This window comes from Synechococcus sp. W55.1 (assembly GCF_047461655.1).
Classification (GTDB): Bacteria; Cyanobacteriota; Cyanobacteriia; order Thermostichales; family Thermostichaceae; genus Thermostichus.
Genome location: NZ_JANSHN010000025.1, coordinates 20,334 through 36,604, shown reverse-complemented (window position 1 = coordinate 36,604; position 16,271 = coordinate 20,334). Strand labels below are relative to the sequence as shown.

The window sequence follows — 16,271 nt, the reverse complement described above, 5'->3', positions numbered from 1 at the left end:
TCAGTCGCGTAGGCGCTGTGGAGCAGCGCAGAAACAGGAGAGGAAACTGTCTTTTGACCAGACCGTTGTCCACCGGCTCCAACAGGCTGGCCTTGTGAGTTATCTATTGTATCAAAGGGCTGTGTAGCAGATAGCGAGACCCTAGGGGAAGAGCGCCTTGAACCAGCCGACGATCACCTGCCAAACCCGTTCCACAAAGGTAAAGGGATCCCGCAGCTCCTGCAGCACCTGCCGCGGGCCAATTCTAAAGACCACGTACAACACGGCCAAGATGATTACAATCCCCACCGTTGTCCAGATGGCCTCTCGAACCACCCGCACCCAAAAAACCAGCATAAAAATGGCGATGGCTACAGCGGCAACCAGCGGCAATGTGTCCAGTACCATCGGATCCCACCTCGTTTGGCTCAGATGTTTCAGATTTAACTCCACTGTAGCCAGCTTGAACTGAAAACAGGTGTTCGTAGATGTCCGTTGACAAGGGATCTCCTCTCGTAAAATGGGATCACCTCGAGATAACCCCTCTTTAGCTGGGCTAGACCTATGGACATCATCACCCTTGGCTGGATTGCCGTTCCCACCTTCTTCGTTCTTTCCATTGCCCTGGTGGTTTGGGGGCGCAACGGCATGTAGTTTGTCCCGCCTGGATTGATCCTCACCTCACATCCATCTTGTTGTCCCTGTCGCCGATATTGACAGGGCTACCCCCACTCACGCCATGGAAACCGATCTTCCCTTGGTCACACGCATCGCCTACGGAAGCATCTTTTTGCTGTTGACAGCCGTAACCCTGGGCGTTGGCTACATTACCTTCATCGACTGGCGGGATCGGCGGCGACGCAACGAAGTTGAGCGCAAAGCCCGTCGCTCCAAGCGCTAGGGCCGGTGTTGAGCCTGCTCAGGTTAATCTTCAACCCAACTCAGGGTGGGGACGGCTAGATAAGGCAAGGGATCCTGGGGTTGCAGTTGAGAAAGATGCCGCAGGATGCTCTGGTTGGCCTGCCACAGGGCTTGCACATCCCATCCGGCGTAGGTGGGCAGAAAGTCCGCCAGCTTGCGGTTAGCTTCCCCCAGCAGGATCATGCAGCCACGGCGATTGTCGTTCTGCAGGTGATAGTAGGCCACTGCCGTCTGCAATAGACCCTGGTAAAAACGCCGCTCTGGATCCACTGCTTCCATCCACAGGGCCTCTAGGGTGTCGTGGCAGGCGTAAAATTCCCCCCGGTTAAACTGCTCGGCGGCCAGACGCAGCGCTTCTGAGGGGGCGTCGCTCATGTCGCTAGGCACAGGCCAGGGGGGATGTCTGCACAGGCAGGGATCCCTGCGGCAACACCAGGGTAAAGCAGGTTTTGCCTTGAGAGCTCTCCACTGAGACGCTGCCCCCCAACCGCTGCATCCACTGCTTGACCAAAGCCAGGCCCAGGCCGGTGCCGCCCCGTTTCCAGGGATCCCCGCTGGGAATGCGGTAAAACTTCTCGAAGATGCGCTCCCACTCGCTGTGGGGAATTTCTACTCCCTCGTTGATCACCCGAATTTCCACCTGCTGCGGGCCAGAGCGCTGCGCTGTTACCCAGATGTTGCACCTTGGGGGAGTATACTTGCAGGCGTTGTTGACCAGCTCCTGCACCACCCGCTCCAGGCCGCCCCGATCGGTGAGCACCTTGCCCACATTTGGCGCAATCTGCCACTGCAACCGTTGCTGGTTGGCCTGGGCCCGCTGTAGAAACGGCTCCAGCACGCTGGGCAGCCAGGTTGCCAGCGGCACTTCTTCCAGATGGAGCGTTTTGGATCCCTGCTCCAACCGCTGCAGATCCAGCAGGTCGTTCACCAATTCCGCCTCCCGCTCACACTCCTGCTCCAAAATCTTGAGATATTGCTCTCGTTTTTGGGGGGCGCGGGCGGTTTTCAGCAGTTGGATGGCCATCCTCATGTTGGTGATGGGGGTGCGCAGCTCGTGAGAGACGGTGCTCAAAAAATCATCTTTGAGGCGGTTGAGGCGCTCCAGCTCACCAATTTGCTGCACAGAAGCCTGGTAGAGGCGGGCCTGGCGGATGGCAATGGCGCAGTGATCCGCCACCTGCTGCACCACCTGCACCTCCAGTTCATCAAAGCACTCGGCTGCCGGCTTCGCCAGCCAGAGATCCCCCAGCACCCCTTGGTCATCCCGCAGCGGGCACACCAGCAGGGTCAGCCCTTCCCGACGGGGGATCCAGCCCTGCCCAGGCAAATGGCAGAATTGCACCGCTTGACCCCCTTGCAGGTGCCGGTAAAGATCGGGGTAGTCGGCCAAGGTCAGGGTGATCCCACCGGCAGGTGGTAGAGCAGAGGTGTATTCATAGCGCACCGTCGCCTGGCCAGATGCCCAATCGTAGAGACAGAGATCGCAACCTTGAATGGGCAACCCCAGAGCCAACTCCTGCACCACTGCCCGCAGGATCTGGGCTTCCTCCAAACTGCTGCGCACCTGGTCGGTGACCCGCTGCAAGAGGGCATCCATAGCCAGAGATCGCTGCAGGGCCGCCGTCCGCTCCTGCACCTCCTGCTCCAGACGGGCGTTGAGGGTTTGCAACTGCCGGTAGAGCTGATTTTGCGTAATGGACAGGGCCAAATGTACCCCGACCCGACTCATCAGCTCTTGCTCTGCAGCTGACCAAGCCTTAGGCTCGTCAATTTTCAGCTCCCGCCAGGCAGCAAAAGAGATCAAAGGCAGTTCTTGTCTGGGATCCCCCTGGGTAAACCAACGGTAGCCCGCCCAGTGGGTTTCTTGGTAAACGGCCCCGCGAAACACGCTCAGCCAGCCCACCGGCTGGTCATTCCAGGCGAGCTGGGCCACCAGCAGGCCACGAATGGGTGTCTGCTTCATCTGCTCTTGCAGCTCCGGCCATTTCTCCAAGTGGGATAGCGACCACATCTTCACCCAGCCCCCCGCTCCTCCGGCCCTTCCGAGCTGCTCCTGTAGCCAGGTGTCGTAGCTTGCCGGGGGTTGCACACCATGACAACAGAGGGTGTCTGCGCCCATAAAGTGGATCCGCAGCCGCGCCCCGATCCCCTGCAAACCGGCAGCAAGCTGCTCCAGCACCGTAGTCAAGGTCGTCTCCGGGTGTAGGGGCGAATAAACCAGGGCAGCAATTTGGTTGATTAGGCGTTCCTGCTGCGCCTTTTGCCGCGCTTGCTCCAGCAATTCCGCCTGAGCAATGGCAATGGAAACTTGATCCGCCACCAACTGCACCACCTGCAGCTCTTCTGGAGAATACAGACGAGGCTCAGCATGATGGGAGACCAACAGCCCCCAAAGCTCTTGATGATGCATGAGGGGAACCACCAAGGAAGAGGCCACCCCCATGGATTTCAAATAGTGGACATGGCAGGGATCCACAGGCCGCTGCAGCGGCTCGCCCAGAGGAACCCTAGCAGACAACCCCCAGGACTCCGGCTGGCTGATGGAACGGCTTTGCGCCTCTACATCCACAATTACCCGCGCCTGGGCCGAACGAAACAACCGCCGCGCCTCCTCGGGAATGTCCCCTGCCGGGAAAGTCAGCCCCAAGAGCGAGGGCAGCCGCTCCCCTCCTCGTGCTTCCGCCACCACCGTCCCATGCCCTTCCGGGTCGAAGCGGTACACCTTCACCCGATCCGTTTCCAGAAAAGACCGTATCTCTTCCGCTGTTGCCTTGAGGATTTCCTCCAGCTCCAGGGATTGCCGAATCTGGTGGGTGATGCGGTTGATGAGGGCATCTCGGCTGGGTCGAGCTGCGGCAGCCCACGTTTCAGTATCCATAGTTGCAAGCCCCTAGCCCCTGGGATTAACGGGAAGTATCTAGAGATACATCCCTTTTTTCCAGCATAGGATGTCTTTGAGAAAGGTAAGCGGGCTCAAAAGAAAAGTTAAAGAAAAAGTTAAAGACGGCAACCCAAGGATCCTTCCCAGCTTGGTTCGTAGGCCCTAAGCCCAACAATCTAACGACTGGATCCAACCTAAATATGGTCATTTCAATTCAAACTAGGACACTGCGCCCATACCTAAAACTCTAAATGTTGAGTGGCCAAAGGTTTTTCTCAATAGCTCAGGCGTCTCACTCTAAACTGAAAAAGCCATAAATAGATAGGTTTTGTTGTGGTCTGCAAAGGTACCCCAAAGCATGGGGGAATGACTGGGGAGATAAGCACCGCTGTCGTGGAGGGGAGCTGTCTCTGTTCGCGTAGCGTTGCGAAGCGATACCAGCAACCAGAATCCTCACCCTATGGGGCAGGGAGTATGTCAAGCAAAGAGCTAGGGGAGAGGCAACTGAAACAGGCGAGCGGCATTTTGGCTGGTTTCTTCTGCCAGTTTTTCCGGCGGGATTCCCAACAGCTCCGCCAAGGTTTGGGCCACCCGCTGCACATAGGCCGGCTCATTGCGTTTGCCGCGGAAGGGGGTGGGAGCCAGAAAAGGGCAATCGGTTTCCACCAAAAGCTGGGATAGGGGCACCTCCAAGGCCGACCGGCGGACAGTCTCGGCATTTTTGAAAGTAACAATGCCGCTGAAGCTAATGAAGCAGCCCAGCTCGACAAACAGCCGCGTCTCCTCCGGGGATCCGCTCCAGCAATGCATCACCGCCCGCACTGGCCCCCCCGTGGCCATGGCCTCCTTGAGGATGGCGTAGGTGGCTGCTGCCGCCTCGCGGCAATGGACGATCAACGCCAGATCCTGCGCTTGGGCAATGGCAATCTGGGCCCAGAAGGATTCTTTTTGCCGCTCGATATCCGCCGGGTTGGACTTGTAGAAATCCAGGCCCGTCTCCCCGATAGCCACCACTCGCTCGTCGCTGGCGGCCAGGTGGGCGATCTTTTCGGCCAAATCGGGCTGCCACTGGCCCGCCTCCAAAGGGTGCAGCCCCACCGACAAAAATACTTCCGGATACTGGTCGGCAATGGCCTGCAACTGGGGGAATTCTGCTGGTGTTACACAAGAATGCACCAAACGCCGGATCCCCGTCTGACGCCAGCGCTCGGCCACTTGGGGCAGATCCGCGGCAAAATCGGGGTAGTTGAGGTGGACGTGAGTATCCACCAAAGGAGCAGCAGGTAAGACGGCGGTGCTCAAGGCTCAGCTCCCCAACAATCGTGTTGCCAACCTTATCCAATTGTAAAAGCTGTCCCCGGCCTGCTTGGGATCCCTTCTGGCGCTCCCGTTTGCCGGCGAGCTCCCCTTGCGACGGCTCCTGTGGGAGCAGGATGATCCACAATGATTGAGGAAACCTTACGCTGGAGGTTTGTTATGGCCCGTACCCCCTCAACCATGCTGCCTTTGGGCACCCCAGCCCCTGACTTCAGCCTGCCGGATGTGGTGAGCGGCCAAACCATCTCCCTCTCCACCTTTGCCGACAAGCCGGCCCTGCTGGTGATGTTCATCTGCCAGCACTGTCCCTATGTGAAGCACGTGCAAGAGGAGCTGGCCCGCCTTGGCAGAGATTACAAGGATCGCGGCGTCGGCATTGTAGCCATCAGCGCCAACGATGTGGAGAAATACCCGGATGACAGCCCAGAGAACTTGAAGAAGATGGCCGAGACCTTGGGCTTTACCTTCCCCTTCTGCTACGACGAAACCCAAGAGGTGGCCAAAGCCTTCACCGCCGCCTGCACCCCCGACTTTTTCTTGTTCGACGCGGATCGCAAGTTGGTCTATCGTGGTCAACTGGACGACAGCCGTCCCAGCCTGACCGATGTGCCGGTGACGGGCAAAGATTTGCGGGCGGCGCTGGATAACCTTCTGGCCGGCAAGCCCATCGATCCCGACCAAAAGCCCAGCCTGGGCTGCAACATCAAGTGGAAACCTGGCAATGAGCCTGCTTATTTCGCTGGGTAGATCCCGCTTTTTTGAATCGCGGCCAGGGCCTGTCGATGCAAGCTGGGGTTGGCTGCCGCCAACACTTCTCCCGTGGAGGTGCGGGTTAAGGGATCCCCTTGCCAATCGGTAATCACGCCACCGGATCCCTCAATCACCGGCACAAGGGCAGCAAAATCGTAGAGGGCAAGGCCACACTCCATCACCAGATCCACACAGCCGCTGGCCAGCAGGCCGTACTGGTAGCCATCGCCCCCATAGGAGGTAATGTGAACTGCTTGGCTGAGCCCCTGGAAGCACCGTTGTTGGTCGGGTTGGGTGAACAAATCAGGGGTGGTACAGCTCAAGTAGGCGCGGCTGAGGTCGGTATTGGCCTTGGTTTGAGCAGCCTGTCGGTGAGAGGGGGTCATCCATTGGGTGGGTTGTCCCCGCACCCCCAGCCAGCGTTCCCGCAACACCGGTTGATCGATGATGCCCAAAATGGGGCGGTCTTCTTCCAAGAGGGCAATCAAAGTGGCAAAGGTGGGCTTGCCGGTGGAAAAGGCGATGGTGCCATCCAAGGGATCCAGAACCCAAGTGTAGAGGGATCCCGTCTGGTGAAAACCAAACTCTTCGCCAAGGATGTTGTGTTCTGGCACTTGGGCCATGAGCAAAGCCCGCATAGCTCGCTCTGCCTCCCGGTCGGCCACCGTCACAATTGGGGAGCGGGCCTCTTTGTATTCGGCTTGCAGTTCTCCGCGAAACAGGGGGCGAATCACCGCTCCGGCAGCATCGGCCAGGGCCTGGGCCAGTTCAATCCACTCTGCCTTGACCACCTTTTGCCCACCCCATCTGCCCCTTCCCTTTCTTAGCATAGGGAAAAATTTCCTCTCGGTTTATGCGGTCTGGCTTGCTCTTAACTCCTCTGGAATGGCTTTGGACGGCGATTGGGGTCCTCCTGACCATTTTGGGCACCCTAACCCATTTGAGTTTTCCGCCGGAGCTGCCTGGGTTGGGGGGATACAGCTTCTCGCTGCAAATCGGGGGCGTGTTGCTGACGGCTTGTTTGGCGGGGCCGGTGGCAGCGGTGTGCGCCCAGATCGTCTATCTGGGGCTGGGGCTGGCAGGGCTACAGGTGTTTGCCCAAGGGGGAGGATGGCAGTACCTGTACCAGCCCGCCTTTGGCTACTTGCTGGGGTTTTTGCCGGGAGCTTGGGCCTGCGGGACGATCGCCTTTCGGCAACGGGATCCCTATCCACCCCCTTCTCCTCTGGCCCGCCAACGTGCTGTCGATGGGAAGCGGTTGGCAGGAGGGATCCCTTACTCCCCGGTGGGCCTCCAAGAGCTGGGATCCGGCAGCTTGGTGGCTTTGGCCTTGGTTCACCTGACCGGGATTCTCTACCTTTTGGCCACACAACCCTGGAATGGGGAGTTGCTGAGGTTGATAGGGCTTTACTCCGGCTATACTCTGCCGGGACAGATCATCGTGGCCAGCTTTGTTGCGGTGATAGCGTTGCTGTTGCGGCGCTTGCTGCTGCTCTGAAGCGGAGGAACCAACTGTGCGCAAAGGCCCATGCAGATTTAGGTCGTGGCGCATCTTTTCTCAAGCTGCAGAGGCAGAAAGTAACTTAGAAAAGTAACTTAGAGCTGTGCCGCTCAAGCGGTGGTACAGATTCTGGTCAAGTCTTGCCAGGATGGATGGGTTTGCGTGAGGAACTGCGGGATGCAACGGACTGCTCTCACCCTTTTGGCCACTGGCCTTTTGGCCACTGGCCTGGCTGCCTGTGGAGATGGCGGCAGCTCAGGGGGTTCGATCCTGCCCCCACCCCAAGGCCCAACGGTTTCGTTTATCAATGCGCCCACCTCGGTGCGGGTGGGCACCTCCACGCCGGCCTTCACGGTGCAGGTGAGTGTGCCGGGTGGTGCTCGTCCAACGCAGTTCCTCGAGCTGGAAACTTTCAACCCCAGCGGCGTGCGTGTGCAGAGGGAATTCTTCAGCCCGCAGCAGGCCGGCTGCAATCCCGGGGCCACCTTTTGTAGCTTCATCACCGACTTCCGCGTTGCCTTCGGGGATCCCGTTGGCGTTTGGCAGTTCCGGATCACCGCGTTTGACCAACAAAATCGCTCTGGATCCCAAACACTGCTGATTACAGCCTTCCAGTAGGCAAGCAGAGTTGCCGGTTTTGGGGTGAGGCCACTCACTCTAGAGGGGAATGCCCACCAGCGGGCCGAAGTCCGAACAAGGACTGAATCTCGCTCACCGCTGCTGCAACCCATGACCAGCAGCAACTTTGTCGCTACCCCGCCAGCAGGAGCTCCCTGGGCATCCGTTCTCCCATAGCTAGGGCAACCAGCAAGGTTCGGCAAAAACAGGGCCAGAGGCATGCTCCCTCAAGCGATGAGCCAGTTATCACTGGAGTTCGCAAGCTGCCCAAGGCGGGATCCCCTACTCCAGGTCTCGACGGTTGGGGTTGCGGGAGGGGTCGTTGCTCAAAAAACCAAACACAAAAAGCCCCACAAAAAAGATGACAACCGCGTAAACAGAGATTTTCAGTAACAGCATAGTTTCAGCAACCCGTTTCCGACTGAGTGAACTGATGAAGCGATAAGGCAATCGTAAAACAAGGGTGAACCACCCCAGAGAGGGGATCCCGTCAAACCTGAGACCCCGCAAAACTTCTTCACAACATCATACCTCTCAGAGGGCCTTTTTCCCGCAAATGGCCCCAGTCTCCCCCCGAGAGATCCTTTCATCCCACCCTCAGAAAAGGCTGCAAAGCCCGGCATGTCGGGGATCCCCGGCAAGAGCAGAGATTGTTAAGAAATATTTTGGACTGGAAACAAAGATTGCCGCTCCTCAGCGGCGGCAGCGCTCGCGGGCGACTGGGACATAGGAAGATAGGATTTGTGGCTTTGCCGGGTCTTGCCGGACGTGTGTTGGATTTGCCCATGCCTTTTGATCGGTTAGGTGACTTAGAGGCTCTGGATGGGCGGTCGGGAGCTCAGCCGCAAACTGCGTCGGGGATCTATCGGCCTCAGGAGTTGCCGCTTTCCGATGGGATCCCAGCTTTTCTGCACCACTGGCCCCAGGGATCCCCTTGCGGACGGGTGTTGCTTTTGCACGGTAAAGGGGATCACGGCGGCGGGTTTTGCCCTTTGGCCGGCGAGTTGGCTGCTCAAGGGTGGGAGGTTTTGGCTCCCGACATGCGGGGATTTGGTCGCTCCGGCGGGATCCGCTGCTGGATCGACCGTTTCAGCCAATATCAAGCCGATCTGGAGAGGATCACGCAGCAGATTTGGCCGCAGAAAGGGATCCCGCAGATCTGGTGCGGGTACAGCGCGGGGGCCAACTGGGTTACGGAATATGCCCTCGCCCATCCCGACCAAGTGCAGGGCCTGGTTCTCATCTCTCCGGCTTTTCGCATCGACCACTATTTCACCCCTTTTACCCACGCCCTTCTGCAAGTTTTGGACAGGGTTATTCCCCAGTTGGCCTTGACCGGCCTCTACGAGCCAGCGCGGGTGACTTCCCTACCCGAGCAGCAAGCCGCCTTTGCGGCGGATCCCCACATGTGTGGTGTAACGCGGGCCAGATTCACAGCCGAACTGGTGCGCAGTGGACAGCGCTGCCTCGACCAAGCCCATCGGCTCCGCCTGCCGGTTTTGCTGCTTTACACCTCTGCCGATATCGTCGTCAATCCTGCCGGAGCTGTGGATTTTGCCCGTCGGCTGCCCCAGGGAGAGATCCACGATTTTCCCCGGTCGCGCCACGATCTTTTGCACGACTGCCAAGCGGAAGCGGTAAAAGAGACCCTCCACCGCTGGCTGGCCCGGCATTTCCCCTCTGCCCCGGATGTCGCCCCTCGCCCAACGACCAGCTCAGCCCCTACCGACCTCATGGCAAAATAGAAACGCCCTCTTTCCTGCTGCTCCCATGAGCCAAGACCTGATCTACCGTCCCCGTCGGCTGCGGCGCACAGAAGCCTTCCGCCAGATGGTTCAGGAAACCCACCTGCGGGTGCAGGATCTGATCTATCCCCTGTTTGTCATGGAGGGGGAGAACCAGCGGCAGGAAGTAGAGTCAATGCCCGGCTGCTACCGCTACACCCTAGACCTGCTGCTGAAAGAGGTGGAGGAAGCCGCTCAACTGGGGATCCCGGCGGTGGCCCTGTTCCCGGTGGTGCCGGAAGAGAAAAAGGATCCCACCGGGCGGGAGTGCTTCAACCCGGAAGGCTTGATCCAGCGGGCGGTGCGGCGGATTAAACAGGAAATTCCCGAGATTTTGGTGGTAACCGATGTGGCCTTGGATCCTTACAACAGCGACGGCCACGACGGCATTGTGCGGGATGGGGTGATCCTCAACGACGAGACGGTGGAAGTTTTGGTCAAGCAAGCCCTCTCCCAAGCAGAGGCGGGAACGGATATTGTGGCCCCCTCGGACATGATGGACGGTCGTGTCGGCGCCATTCGGGAGGCCCTGGACGACCAAGGCTATACCGATGTGGCGATCCTGGCCTATTCTGCCAAATATGCCTCTGCCTTCTACGGCCCCTTCCGCGATGCCCTGGGATCCGCGCCCAAATTGGGAGACAAGAAAAGCTATCAAATGGATCCCGCCAATGCTCGGGAAGCCATCAAGGAAGTGGAGCTGGACGAAGCCGAGGGGGCGGACATGGTGATGGTGAAGCCGGCCCTGGCCTACCTGGACATCATCTACCGAGTCAAGGAATCAACGGATCTGCCCGTGGCCGCTTACAACGTCAGCGGCGAGTACGCCATGATCAAAGCCGCCGAACAAAAGGGCTGGATCGACGGCAAAAAAGTGATGTTGGAATCCCTGCTGGCCATGAAGCGGGCTGGCGCCGATATCATCCTCACCTACTTTGCCAAAGAGGTGGCCCTGCTTCTCAAACAAGCCTAGGCAGAGGCAGCCTACGGCCTGGCAGACGGCTGGGTGGACTGCCCGATCCAGGAAGGGTGGGTGTTCTTCTCGTCGTCCGCCACCCAGGTACTGGGATCCACCAAACGCACCTGAATTTGATTGCGTGGCACCCGATTCAGCCGTTCCTTGATCAGGGCCTCCTGCTGCAAGGGATCCATACCTCGATCCACCCCCTCCTGCAGCCGAGAAATCCGAGTGGACAAGACCTCGATATGCCGCTCCAGAACCTGGAGCCGGTGGTGCTGAGCCAACTGCACCGGCAAGAGGCGATACAAACCACTGAGGGCAGCCGCCGTAAACAAGACATTCACCCCGATGTGACAGGCCATCTCCCAGACTTGAGGCTCGTGGCCAGGTTCTTGCCGTCCGCGCCGGCGGGAGCGCTGGACAGGGATCGTCCGCCGACCGGAAATTGGGAGAGAGGAGGGAAACCCTGCCCGAACCAGGGATCCCTGCCCTTGGGAGCGATGCACTCGTGGAGCAACAGAGATGTCCAGCCGCGGCCCAGCAACCTGCTCTGCACGCATAGACACGTGGCGAGCCGGGGTACGGGAAGAAGACTTGGGTGTCACGGGTGAAGGGAAGAAAATAGGGGGACGATGAACCACCTCTGCTGCCAAGAAGCGCAGCTAGGGCCTATTGAAGCCGATTTTTCCAGGTGTGTCAGGCTTTGCCGCAAAACATTTTTATTCTTGGGCTTTCTTGGGCTCTGCCACTTCGCCAAGCTCAGCAAACGGATGGCGGGATCCCAGGCAATGGCCAACGCGGGGCAGGAAACGCGCTAGGCTAGAGGTTCGAATAGCGGAAAGGCTCTGCGCCGTTCAAAGGATGAGGGCGGGACAGAGCACACACAGATGCAAATTGGGTTCACATCATGCGCATTGCCATCACGGGGGGGAGTGGTTTTATCGGGCGTCGCTTGGTGGCCCGTTTGCTGGAGCAAGGGGATCAGGTTTTGGTCTTGACCCGCCGCCCGGAGCAAGCCCGCCGCATTTTGGGGGAATCCCCCAACCTCAAGCTGCTGCCCTACGATCCCTACCAACCGCAAGCCTGGGCAGCCGCCCTGGAAGGGTACGAGGGGATTGTCAACTTGGCCGGAGAGCCTTTGGCTTCTTCTCGCTGGACAGAGACCAAGAAAAAAGAAATCCGTCGTAGCCGTGTGGAAACCACCCAGGCCCTTGTCCAAGCCCTCGCCTCCCTCAACCAAAAGCCCCAGGTGATGATCAGCAGCTCGGCGGTGGGTTACTACGGATCCCATCCAGAAGGGGATCCCCTGACGGAGACGGATCCCCCGGCCCAAGATTTTCTGGCAGAAGTCTGTCAAGCTTGGGAAGCTGCCGCCCGGTCGGCTGAGGAGTTGGGGATCCGTTTGGCCATCGTGCGCACAGGGATTGTGTTGGGGCCGGATGGAGGAGCGCTGGGGCAGATGTTGGCTCCCTTCCAATTTTTTATCGGCGGAACGATCGGCTCCGGCAAACAATGGCTGTCTTGGATCCACCGCGAGGATTGGGTGAGCTTGGTCTGCTTCCTGCTGGAGCAGGGATCCGGAGTGTTCAACGCCACCGCTCCCAACCCGGTGCAGATGGAAGAGTTTTGCCGAACCTTAGGCCAGGTCTTGGGTCGCCCCTCTTGGTTGCCTGTGCCGGAGCTGGCGTTGGAACTGCTGTTGGGCGAGGCAGCTCAAGTGGTTTTGACGGGGCAGAAAGTGATCCCGCAAGCGGCTTTGCAGATGGGCTTTACCTTCCAGTACCCACAACTGAAAGAGGCATTACGACAGATCCTCCTCCCCCGCTGACTTCTCTCTACGCCAATTATTCTTCCGTGAAATCGGCTTCCACCACCCCTGAAGCAGAGCTGGGATCAGGGCTGGCAGCCGCAGTGGGTGCCGGAGCCGGTCGCGATGCCTGGGGCACTTGCACAATTTGGGGAGTAAAGATGAATAGGTTGTACACCGTGTTGCGGCGGATGTTGTCCATCATCTCCAGGAACAGCTCGTAGCCCTCGTTCTTGTACTCGATCAGGGGATCCTTCTGGCCGTAGCCTCGCAGGCCCACAGCTTCCCGCAGCGCCTCCATCTGCTGCAGGTGCTCCCGCCAGAGGGTGTCCACCTGTTGCAACAGGAAAAAGCGCTCCGCCTTCCGCATCAAACCGGGCTCAAAGGTATCCAGAAAAGCCTCTTTGGCCTCATAGGCCAGCTCTGCCTGCTTGATCAGGTAGTCCAAGATCTGCTCGTAGGAGAGATCCCGCAGATCCTCAACCTTGAGGTTCTGCTTCAAGAGCGGCACAAACTCCTGCATCTTGGCAGTCAGCTTGTCGATTTCCCACTCTTCCGGGGGCAGCTCCGGGTTGACATGAGCCCGCACAATCTCGCCGACGGTTTTGCGCACGTAGTCGAGGATCTTGGTCTTGAGGTTCTCCCCCTCCAAGATGCGCCGCCGCTCCGAGTAGATGGCCCGCCGCTGGTTGTTCATCACCTCGTCATACTCGAACACCTGCTTGCGCATGTCGAAGTAGTACACTTCCACTTTTCTCTGCGCGTTCTCCAGGCTGCTGCTGAGCAACGGGTGCTCAATGGGCATGTCCTCTTCCACCCGGAACATGTCCATGAGCTTGGCTACCCGGTCGCCACCGAAAATCTTGAGCAGGTTGTCTTCCAAGCTGAGGAAAAACCGCGAAGAGCCGGGATCCCCTTGCCGCCCGGCACGACCCCGCAACTGGTTGTCGATGCGGCGGGATTCATGGCGCTCCGTACCGATCACGTGCAGGCCCCCCAGCCTCACCACCTCTTCGTGCTCGGCCTCGGTAATTTTTTCGTACTCGGCTTTGATGCTGTTGTAAACCTCCCGCAGTTGCAAAATCAGCGGATCCTGCACCGGCGCTTTCTCCGACGCCACCGCAATAAGATCTTCCACCACCAGCTCCGGCAGACGGTTCAACCCGTACTTGGTCACCGCTGCCGCCACCACTTCGTCCAAGGCTTGGCTGGTGCGGGCCGACAGCTCACAGGGGTAAAAATTGGGGGAGACCACCGTCCAGGATTTTTTCGGCTTGGGTGTTGTCCCACCAAATCCTTGGCCGCCTCCCCGTCCTAGCATCTGAACGGATCCCAAGGGGTTGTCGGTGTCCAATTGGGCCAGCTTGGGCATCAACCGTTCCCGCAGCTTGAGGCGAGCCATGTACTCCGCATTGCCTCCCAGGATGATGTCCGTGCCTCGCCCGGCCATGTTGGTAGCAATGGTTACGGCACCTTTTCGCCCCGCCTGGGCAATGATCTCCGCCTCCCGCTCCACGTTTTCCGGCTTGGCGTTGAGGAGGTTGTGAGGGATCCCCATTTCCTTGAGCATGGTCGAGAGGCGCTCGGATTTCTCCACGCTGGTTGTCCCCACCAGTACCGGTCGCCCCCGCTCATGCATCTGGGCAATTTCCTCGGCAACCGCCTGCCACTTGCCCCTTTCGGTCTTGTACACCAAGTCGGGGGCATCTTTGCGGCGGATGGGTCGGTTGGTGGGGATCACCGTGACTTCTAGGTTGTAGGTTTTGCCGAACTCGGCCTCCTCGGTGCGGGCCGTGCCCGTCATGCCAGAGAGCTTGGGATAAAGCAGAAAAAGGTTTTGGTAGGTGATGGTGGCCAGGGTTTGGCTCTCGCTTTGAATCGGCACCCCCTCCTTGGCCTCCACTGCCTGGTGCAGCCCATCGGACCAGCGACGACCGGGGAGCACCCGCCCGGTGAACTCGTCCACGATCACCACCTCTTGGTTGCGGACGATGTAGTGGACATCCTTGATGAAGAGCTCTTTGGCCTTCACGGCGTTGAAGACAAAGTGCGCCCAGGGATCCTTGGGATCAAACAGGTCAGAGACTCCCAGCAACCGCTCGGCGGCTTCAAACCCCTCGTCGGTAAGGATGACGTTGCGGGCTTTTTCATCCACCTCATAGTGTTCATCCCGGATCAGCTCCCGCGCCACCTGGGCTGCCCGCAGATATTTTTCGGAAGGACGAGCCACTTGGCCGGAGATGATCAGGGGAGTACGGGCTTCATCAATCAGGATCGAGTCCACCTCGTCGATGATGCAGTAGTTAAAGGGCCGTTGCATCACCTCTTTGATGTCGGTGGCCATGTTGTCCCGCAGGTAGTCGAAGCCCAGCTCGCTGTTGGTGCAATAGGTGATGTCGCAGTTATAGCTGCGGCGCTTTTCTTCGGGCGACATGCCCTCTTGCACCAGACCAACCGTCAGGCCCAAGAAACGATGCACTTGTCCCATCCACTCCGAGTCGCGCCGCGCCAAGTAGCCGTTGACGGTAACGATGTGAACCCCCTTCCCAGTCAGGCCGTTCAAGTAGGCAGGCAGGGTGGCGACCAGGGTTTTCCCCTCGCCGGTTTTCATTTCGGCAATCTGGCCTTCGTGCAGCACCATGCCGCCGATGAGCTGTACGTCGTAATGGCGCAAGTTCAAAACTCGCTTGGCGGCCTCCCGCACCACGGCAAACGCCTCCGGCAAGAGATCGTCCAGAGATTCTCCTCTGTCCAAGCGCTGGCGAAACTCTGTGGTCTTGGCCTTGAGCTCCGCATCCGAAAGAGAGGCGATCTCGATCTCCAGCGAGTTGATCAACTTGACGACAGGACGGTACTGCCGGATCTTCCGATCGTTAGGATCCCCGAGGAGCTTTTGTAGGGTTTGGAGCATGGGCAAGCCTAGGCCAATGAAGAACATTGATTAATGATGCAATCTTACCATTTTGACTTGGCCGGCCAGGGAGAGGTGGGCCCAGATGAGCTGAGAGGAGAACACCAAAGCCAACCAAAGCCATCAGAATGGATGAGGAGAGCCGGCAGTTACTTGCAGTCCGCGGCAAGAAAATGTCACTCTAGGGAGGCGAAGGGATCCCGACCAAACCGTACTCTGCCGAGGCTCATGAATTTTTTGGGTGTTGGACTGCCGGAAATGTTGGTCATCTTTGCGGTGGCTCTCTTGGTTTTTGGGCCCCGCAAACTGCCGGAGATTGGTCGCACGCTGGCCAAAACCCTGCGCAGCCTGCAGGATGCTTCTAGAGAGTTCGAGGCGCAACTGAACAAAGAGGCCCAAGAGCTGGAGAAAGCCACCCGCGGGACAACGGCTGCTGCCACTCCCAAGGCTTCCCGAACAGCAGCCGCGGCTGAGCCCAAAGCCGAGTCGGTCGCCACAGCCGATACACCCACCTCAGAGATGGCTCCCCCCCCATCCGCAGCCGACGACGCTCAAACAGCAGACGCTGCCTAACCTATGGCCCGCTTCAACCCCCTTTGCTTCGGCCTGGAAATCACGCGCCTGTTCGAGCAAGGGCAGTCCTACTTTGCTCCTGCTAAGGTGGAGACCTGGCTGCGGCAGCATGGCCAAAACCCGTCTGACTATGAGATCTCGTTTCACCAGGAACTGCCCCCTGCCGGCTCTTCTGCGGCGATGTGGATTCGCATCGACTTGAAGCGTTGGGATGGCCAGCCGGTGGATCCCTGGCTATTGGAAGAGATCAACCGGGTAGATTGAGAAT

At 58.9% G+C, this 16,271-nt stretch carries 18 protein-coding genes; 10 read left to right on the top strand and 8 right to left on the bottom strand.

Annotated elements, in window-relative coordinates; translation table 11 throughout:
* Positions 1-141: 141 nt before the first annotated feature.
* Positions 142-387 (bottom strand): hypothetical protein, encoded by a 246-nt coding sequence (locus NW816_RS11820; protein ID WP_414409279.1) that lies wholly within the window; start codon positions 385-387, stop codon positions 142-144.
* Between the two features lie 156 nt (positions 388-543).
* On the opposite strand from NW816_RS11820, the gene NW816_RS11815 reads away from it, so the two are divergent.
* Together NW816_RS11815 and NW816_RS11810 are read left to right on the top strand one after the other, a co-directional pair.
* Positions 544-633: a cytochrome b6-f complex subunit PetN gene (locus NW816_RS11815; RefSeq protein WP_244349857.1), complete on the top strand. Its 90-nt coding sequence runs from the start codon at positions 544-546 to the stop codon at positions 631-633.
* Between the two features lie 85 nt (positions 634-718).
* Positions 719-880, top strand: a complete 162-nt coding sequence (locus tag NW816_RS11810) for a hypothetical protein (RefSeq protein ID WP_414357507.1) — start codon at positions 719-721, stop codon at positions 878-880.
* A gap of 23 nt (positions 881-903) precedes the next feature.
* Here the strand turns inward: NW816_RS11810 and NW816_RS11805 are convergent, their stop codons facing one another.
* The 3 genes from NW816_RS11805 to NW816_RS11795 form a co-directional block, all read right to left on the bottom strand.
* A complete protein-coding gene (locus NW816_RS11805; protein ID WP_414409278.1) occupies positions 904-1,275 on the bottom strand; it encodes a DUF309 domain-containing protein in 372 nt (123 codons plus the stop codon).
* Between the two features lie 4 nt (positions 1,276-1,279).
* Positions 1,280-3,778, bottom strand: a complete 2,499-nt coding sequence (locus tag NW816_RS11800; RefSeq protein ID WP_414409277.1) for a GAF domain-containing protein — start codon at positions 3,776-3,778, stop codon at positions 1,280-1,282.
* Between the two features lie 492 nt (positions 3,779-4,270).
* Positions 4,271-5,083 (bottom strand): TatD family hydrolase, encoded by an 813-nt coding sequence (locus NW816_RS11795; protein ID WP_414409276.1) that lies wholly within the window; start codon positions 5,081-5,083, stop codon positions 4,271-4,273.
* A 174-nt stretch (positions 5,084-5,257) separates the two neighbouring features.
* On the opposite strand from NW816_RS11795, the gene NW816_RS11790 reads away from it, so the two are divergent.
* Positions 5,258-5,845 carry a thioredoxin family protein gene (locus tag NW816_RS11790; RefSeq protein ID WP_041437584.1) on the top strand — a complete coding sequence of 196 codons (588 nt, stop codon included), beginning with the start codon at positions 5,258-5,260 and terminating at the stop codon, positions 5,843-5,845.
* Here the strand turns inward: NW816_RS11790 and hisN are convergent.
* Positions 5,830-6,639 carry a histidinol-phosphatase gene (gene hisN / locus NW816_RS11785; RefSeq protein ID WP_414409275.1) on the bottom strand — a complete coding sequence of 270 codons (810 nt, stop codon included), beginning with the start codon at positions 6,637-6,639 and terminating at the stop codon, positions 5,830-5,832. The genes NW816_RS11790 and hisN overlap by 16 nt on opposite strands.
* A gap of 62 nt (positions 6,640-6,701) precedes the next feature.
* Between hisN and NW816_RS11780 the strand changes: the two genes are divergently transcribed.
* Together NW816_RS11780 and NW816_RS11775 are read left to right on the top strand one after the other, a co-directional pair.
* Positions 6,702-7,346, top strand: a complete 645-nt coding sequence (locus tag NW816_RS11780) for a biotin transporter BioY (RefSeq protein ID WP_414409274.1) — start codon at positions 6,702-6,704, stop codon at positions 7,344-7,346.
* A 180-nt stretch (positions 7,347-7,526) separates the two neighbouring features.
* Positions 7,527-7,967, top strand: a complete 441-nt coding sequence (locus tag NW816_RS11775; protein WP_414409273.1) for a hypothetical protein — start codon at positions 7,527-7,529, stop codon at positions 7,965-7,967.
* Between the two features lie 282 nt (positions 7,968-8,249).
* Here the strand turns inward: NW816_RS11775 and NW816_RS11770 are convergent, their stop codons facing one another.
* Positions 8,250-8,366, bottom strand: a complete 117-nt coding sequence (locus tag NW816_RS11770) for a photosystem II reaction center protein I (RefSeq protein ID WP_011434021.1) — start codon at positions 8,364-8,366, stop codon at positions 8,250-8,252.
* Positions 8,367-8,752: 386 nt separating this feature from the next.
* On the opposite strand from NW816_RS11770, the gene NW816_RS11765 reads away from it, so the two are divergent.
* Together NW816_RS11765 and hemB are read left to right on the top strand one after the other, a co-directional pair.
* The gene (locus NW816_RS11765; RefSeq protein WP_414409272.1) at positions 8,753-9,712 is read left to right on the top strand and encodes a lysophospholipase; all 960 of its coding nucleotides are present in this window, start codon (positions 8,753-8,755) and stop codon (positions 9,710-9,712) included.
* 25 nt (positions 9,713-9,737) lie between these two features.
* On the top strand, positions 9,738-10,724 hold the full coding sequence (gene hemB, locus NW816_RS11760) for a porphobilinogen synthase (protein WP_414409271.1): 987 nt from the start codon (positions 9,738-9,740) through the stop codon (positions 10,722-10,724).
* Between the two features lie 11 nt (positions 10,725-10,735).
* Here the strand turns inward: hemB and NW816_RS11755 are convergent, their stop codons facing one another.
* Positions 10,736-11,272, bottom strand: coding sequence for a hypothetical protein (locus tag NW816_RS11755; RefSeq protein WP_238376986.1), 537 nt, complete (start codon positions 11,270-11,272; stop codon positions 10,736-10,738).
* Between the two features lie 347 nt (positions 11,273-11,619).
* Here NW816_RS11755 and NW816_RS11750 point away from each other — a divergent pair, with 347 nt between their 5' ends.
* On the top strand, positions 11,620-12,540 hold the full coding sequence (locus NW816_RS11750) for a TIGR01777 family oxidoreductase (protein WP_414409270.1): 921 nt from the start codon (positions 11,620-11,622) through the stop codon (positions 12,538-12,540).
* A 16-nt stretch (positions 12,541-12,556) separates the two neighbouring features.
* On the opposite strand, the gene secA is transcribed toward NW816_RS11750, so the two are convergent.
* On the bottom strand, positions 12,557-15,430 hold the full coding sequence (gene secA / locus NW816_RS11745) for a preprotein translocase subunit SecA (RefSeq protein ID WP_414409292.1): 2,874 nt from the start codon (positions 15,428-15,430) through the stop codon (positions 12,557-12,559).
* A gap of 228 nt (positions 15,431-15,658) precedes the next feature.
* On the opposite strand from secA, the gene NW816_RS11740 reads away from it, so the two are divergent.
* Positions 15,659-16,003: a TatA/E family twin arginine-targeting protein translocase gene (locus tag NW816_RS11740; RefSeq protein ID WP_011434012.1), complete on the top strand. Its 345-nt coding sequence runs from the start codon at positions 15,659-15,661 to the stop codon at positions 16,001-16,003.
* A 3-nt stretch (positions 16,004-16,006) separates the two neighbouring features.
* Positions 16,007-16,267 carry a hypothetical protein gene (locus NW816_RS11735; RefSeq protein WP_414409269.1) on the top strand — a complete coding sequence of 87 codons (261 nt, stop codon included), beginning with the start codon at positions 16,007-16,009 and terminating at the stop codon, positions 16,265-16,267.
* The last annotated feature ends 4 nt before the right edge of the window (positions 16,268-16,271 follow it).

Bases quoted from the DNA above. Each gene is read 5' to 3' on its own strand.
- NW816_RS11820 (WP_414409279.1), bottom strand. From the start codon at position 387: ATGGTACTGGACACATTGCCGCTGGTTGCCGCTGTAGCCATCGCCATT.
- NW816_RS11815 (WP_244349857.1), top strand. From the start codon at position 544: ATGGACATCATCACCCTTGGCTGGATTGCCGTTCCCACCTTCTTCGTT.
- NW816_RS11810 (WP_414357507.1), top strand. From the start codon at position 719: ATGGAAACCGATCTTCCCTTGGTCACACGCATCGCCTACGGAAGCATC.
- NW816_RS11805 (WP_414409278.1), bottom strand. From the start codon at position 1,275: ATGAGCGACGCCCCCTCAGAAGCGCTGCGTCTGGCCGCCGAGCAGTTT.
- NW816_RS11800 (WP_414409277.1), bottom strand. From the start codon at position 3,778: ATGGATACTGAAACGTGGGCTGCCGCAGCTCGACCCAGCCGAGATGCC.
- NW816_RS11790 (WP_041437584.1), top strand. From the start codon at position 5,258: ATGGCCCGTACCCCCTCAACCATGCTGCCTTTGGGCACCCCAGCCCCT.
- NW816_RS11780 (WP_414409274.1), top strand. From the start codon at position 6,702: ATGCGGTCTGGCTTGCTCTTAACTCCTCTGGAATGGCTTTGGACGGCG.
- NW816_RS11775 (WP_414409273.1), top strand. From the start codon at position 7,527: ATGCAACGGACTGCTCTCACCCTTTTGGCCACTGGCCTTTTGGCCACT.
- NW816_RS11770 (WP_011434021.1), bottom strand. From the start codon at position 8,366: ATGCTGTTACTGAAAATCTCTGTTTACGCGGTTGTCATCTTTTTTGTG.
- NW816_RS11765 (WP_414409272.1), top strand. From the start codon at position 8,753: ATGCCTTTTGATCGGTTAGGTGACTTAGAGGCTCTGGATGGGCGGTCG.
- hemB (WP_414409271.1), top strand. From the start codon at position 9,738: ATGAGCCAAGACCTGATCTACCGTCCCCGTCGGCTGCGGCGCACAGAA.
- NW816_RS11755 (WP_238376986.1), bottom strand. From the start codon at position 11,272: ATGCGTGCAGAGCAGGTTGCTGGGCCGCGGCTGGACATCTCTGTTGCT.
- NW816_RS11750 (WP_414409270.1), top strand. From the start codon at position 11,620: ATGCGCATTGCCATCACGGGGGGGAGTGGTTTTATCGGGCGTCGCTTG.
- secA (WP_414409292.1), bottom strand. From the start codon at position 15,430: ATGCTCCAAACCCTACAAAAGCTCCTCGGGGATCCTAACGATCGGAAG.
- NW816_RS11740 (WP_011434012.1), top strand. From the start codon at position 15,659: ATGAATTTTTTGGGTGTTGGACTGCCGGAAATGTTGGTCATCTTTGCG.
- NW816_RS11735 (WP_414409269.1), top strand. From the start codon at position 16,007: ATGGCCCGCTTCAACCCCCTTTGCTTCGGCCTGGAAATCACGCGCCTG.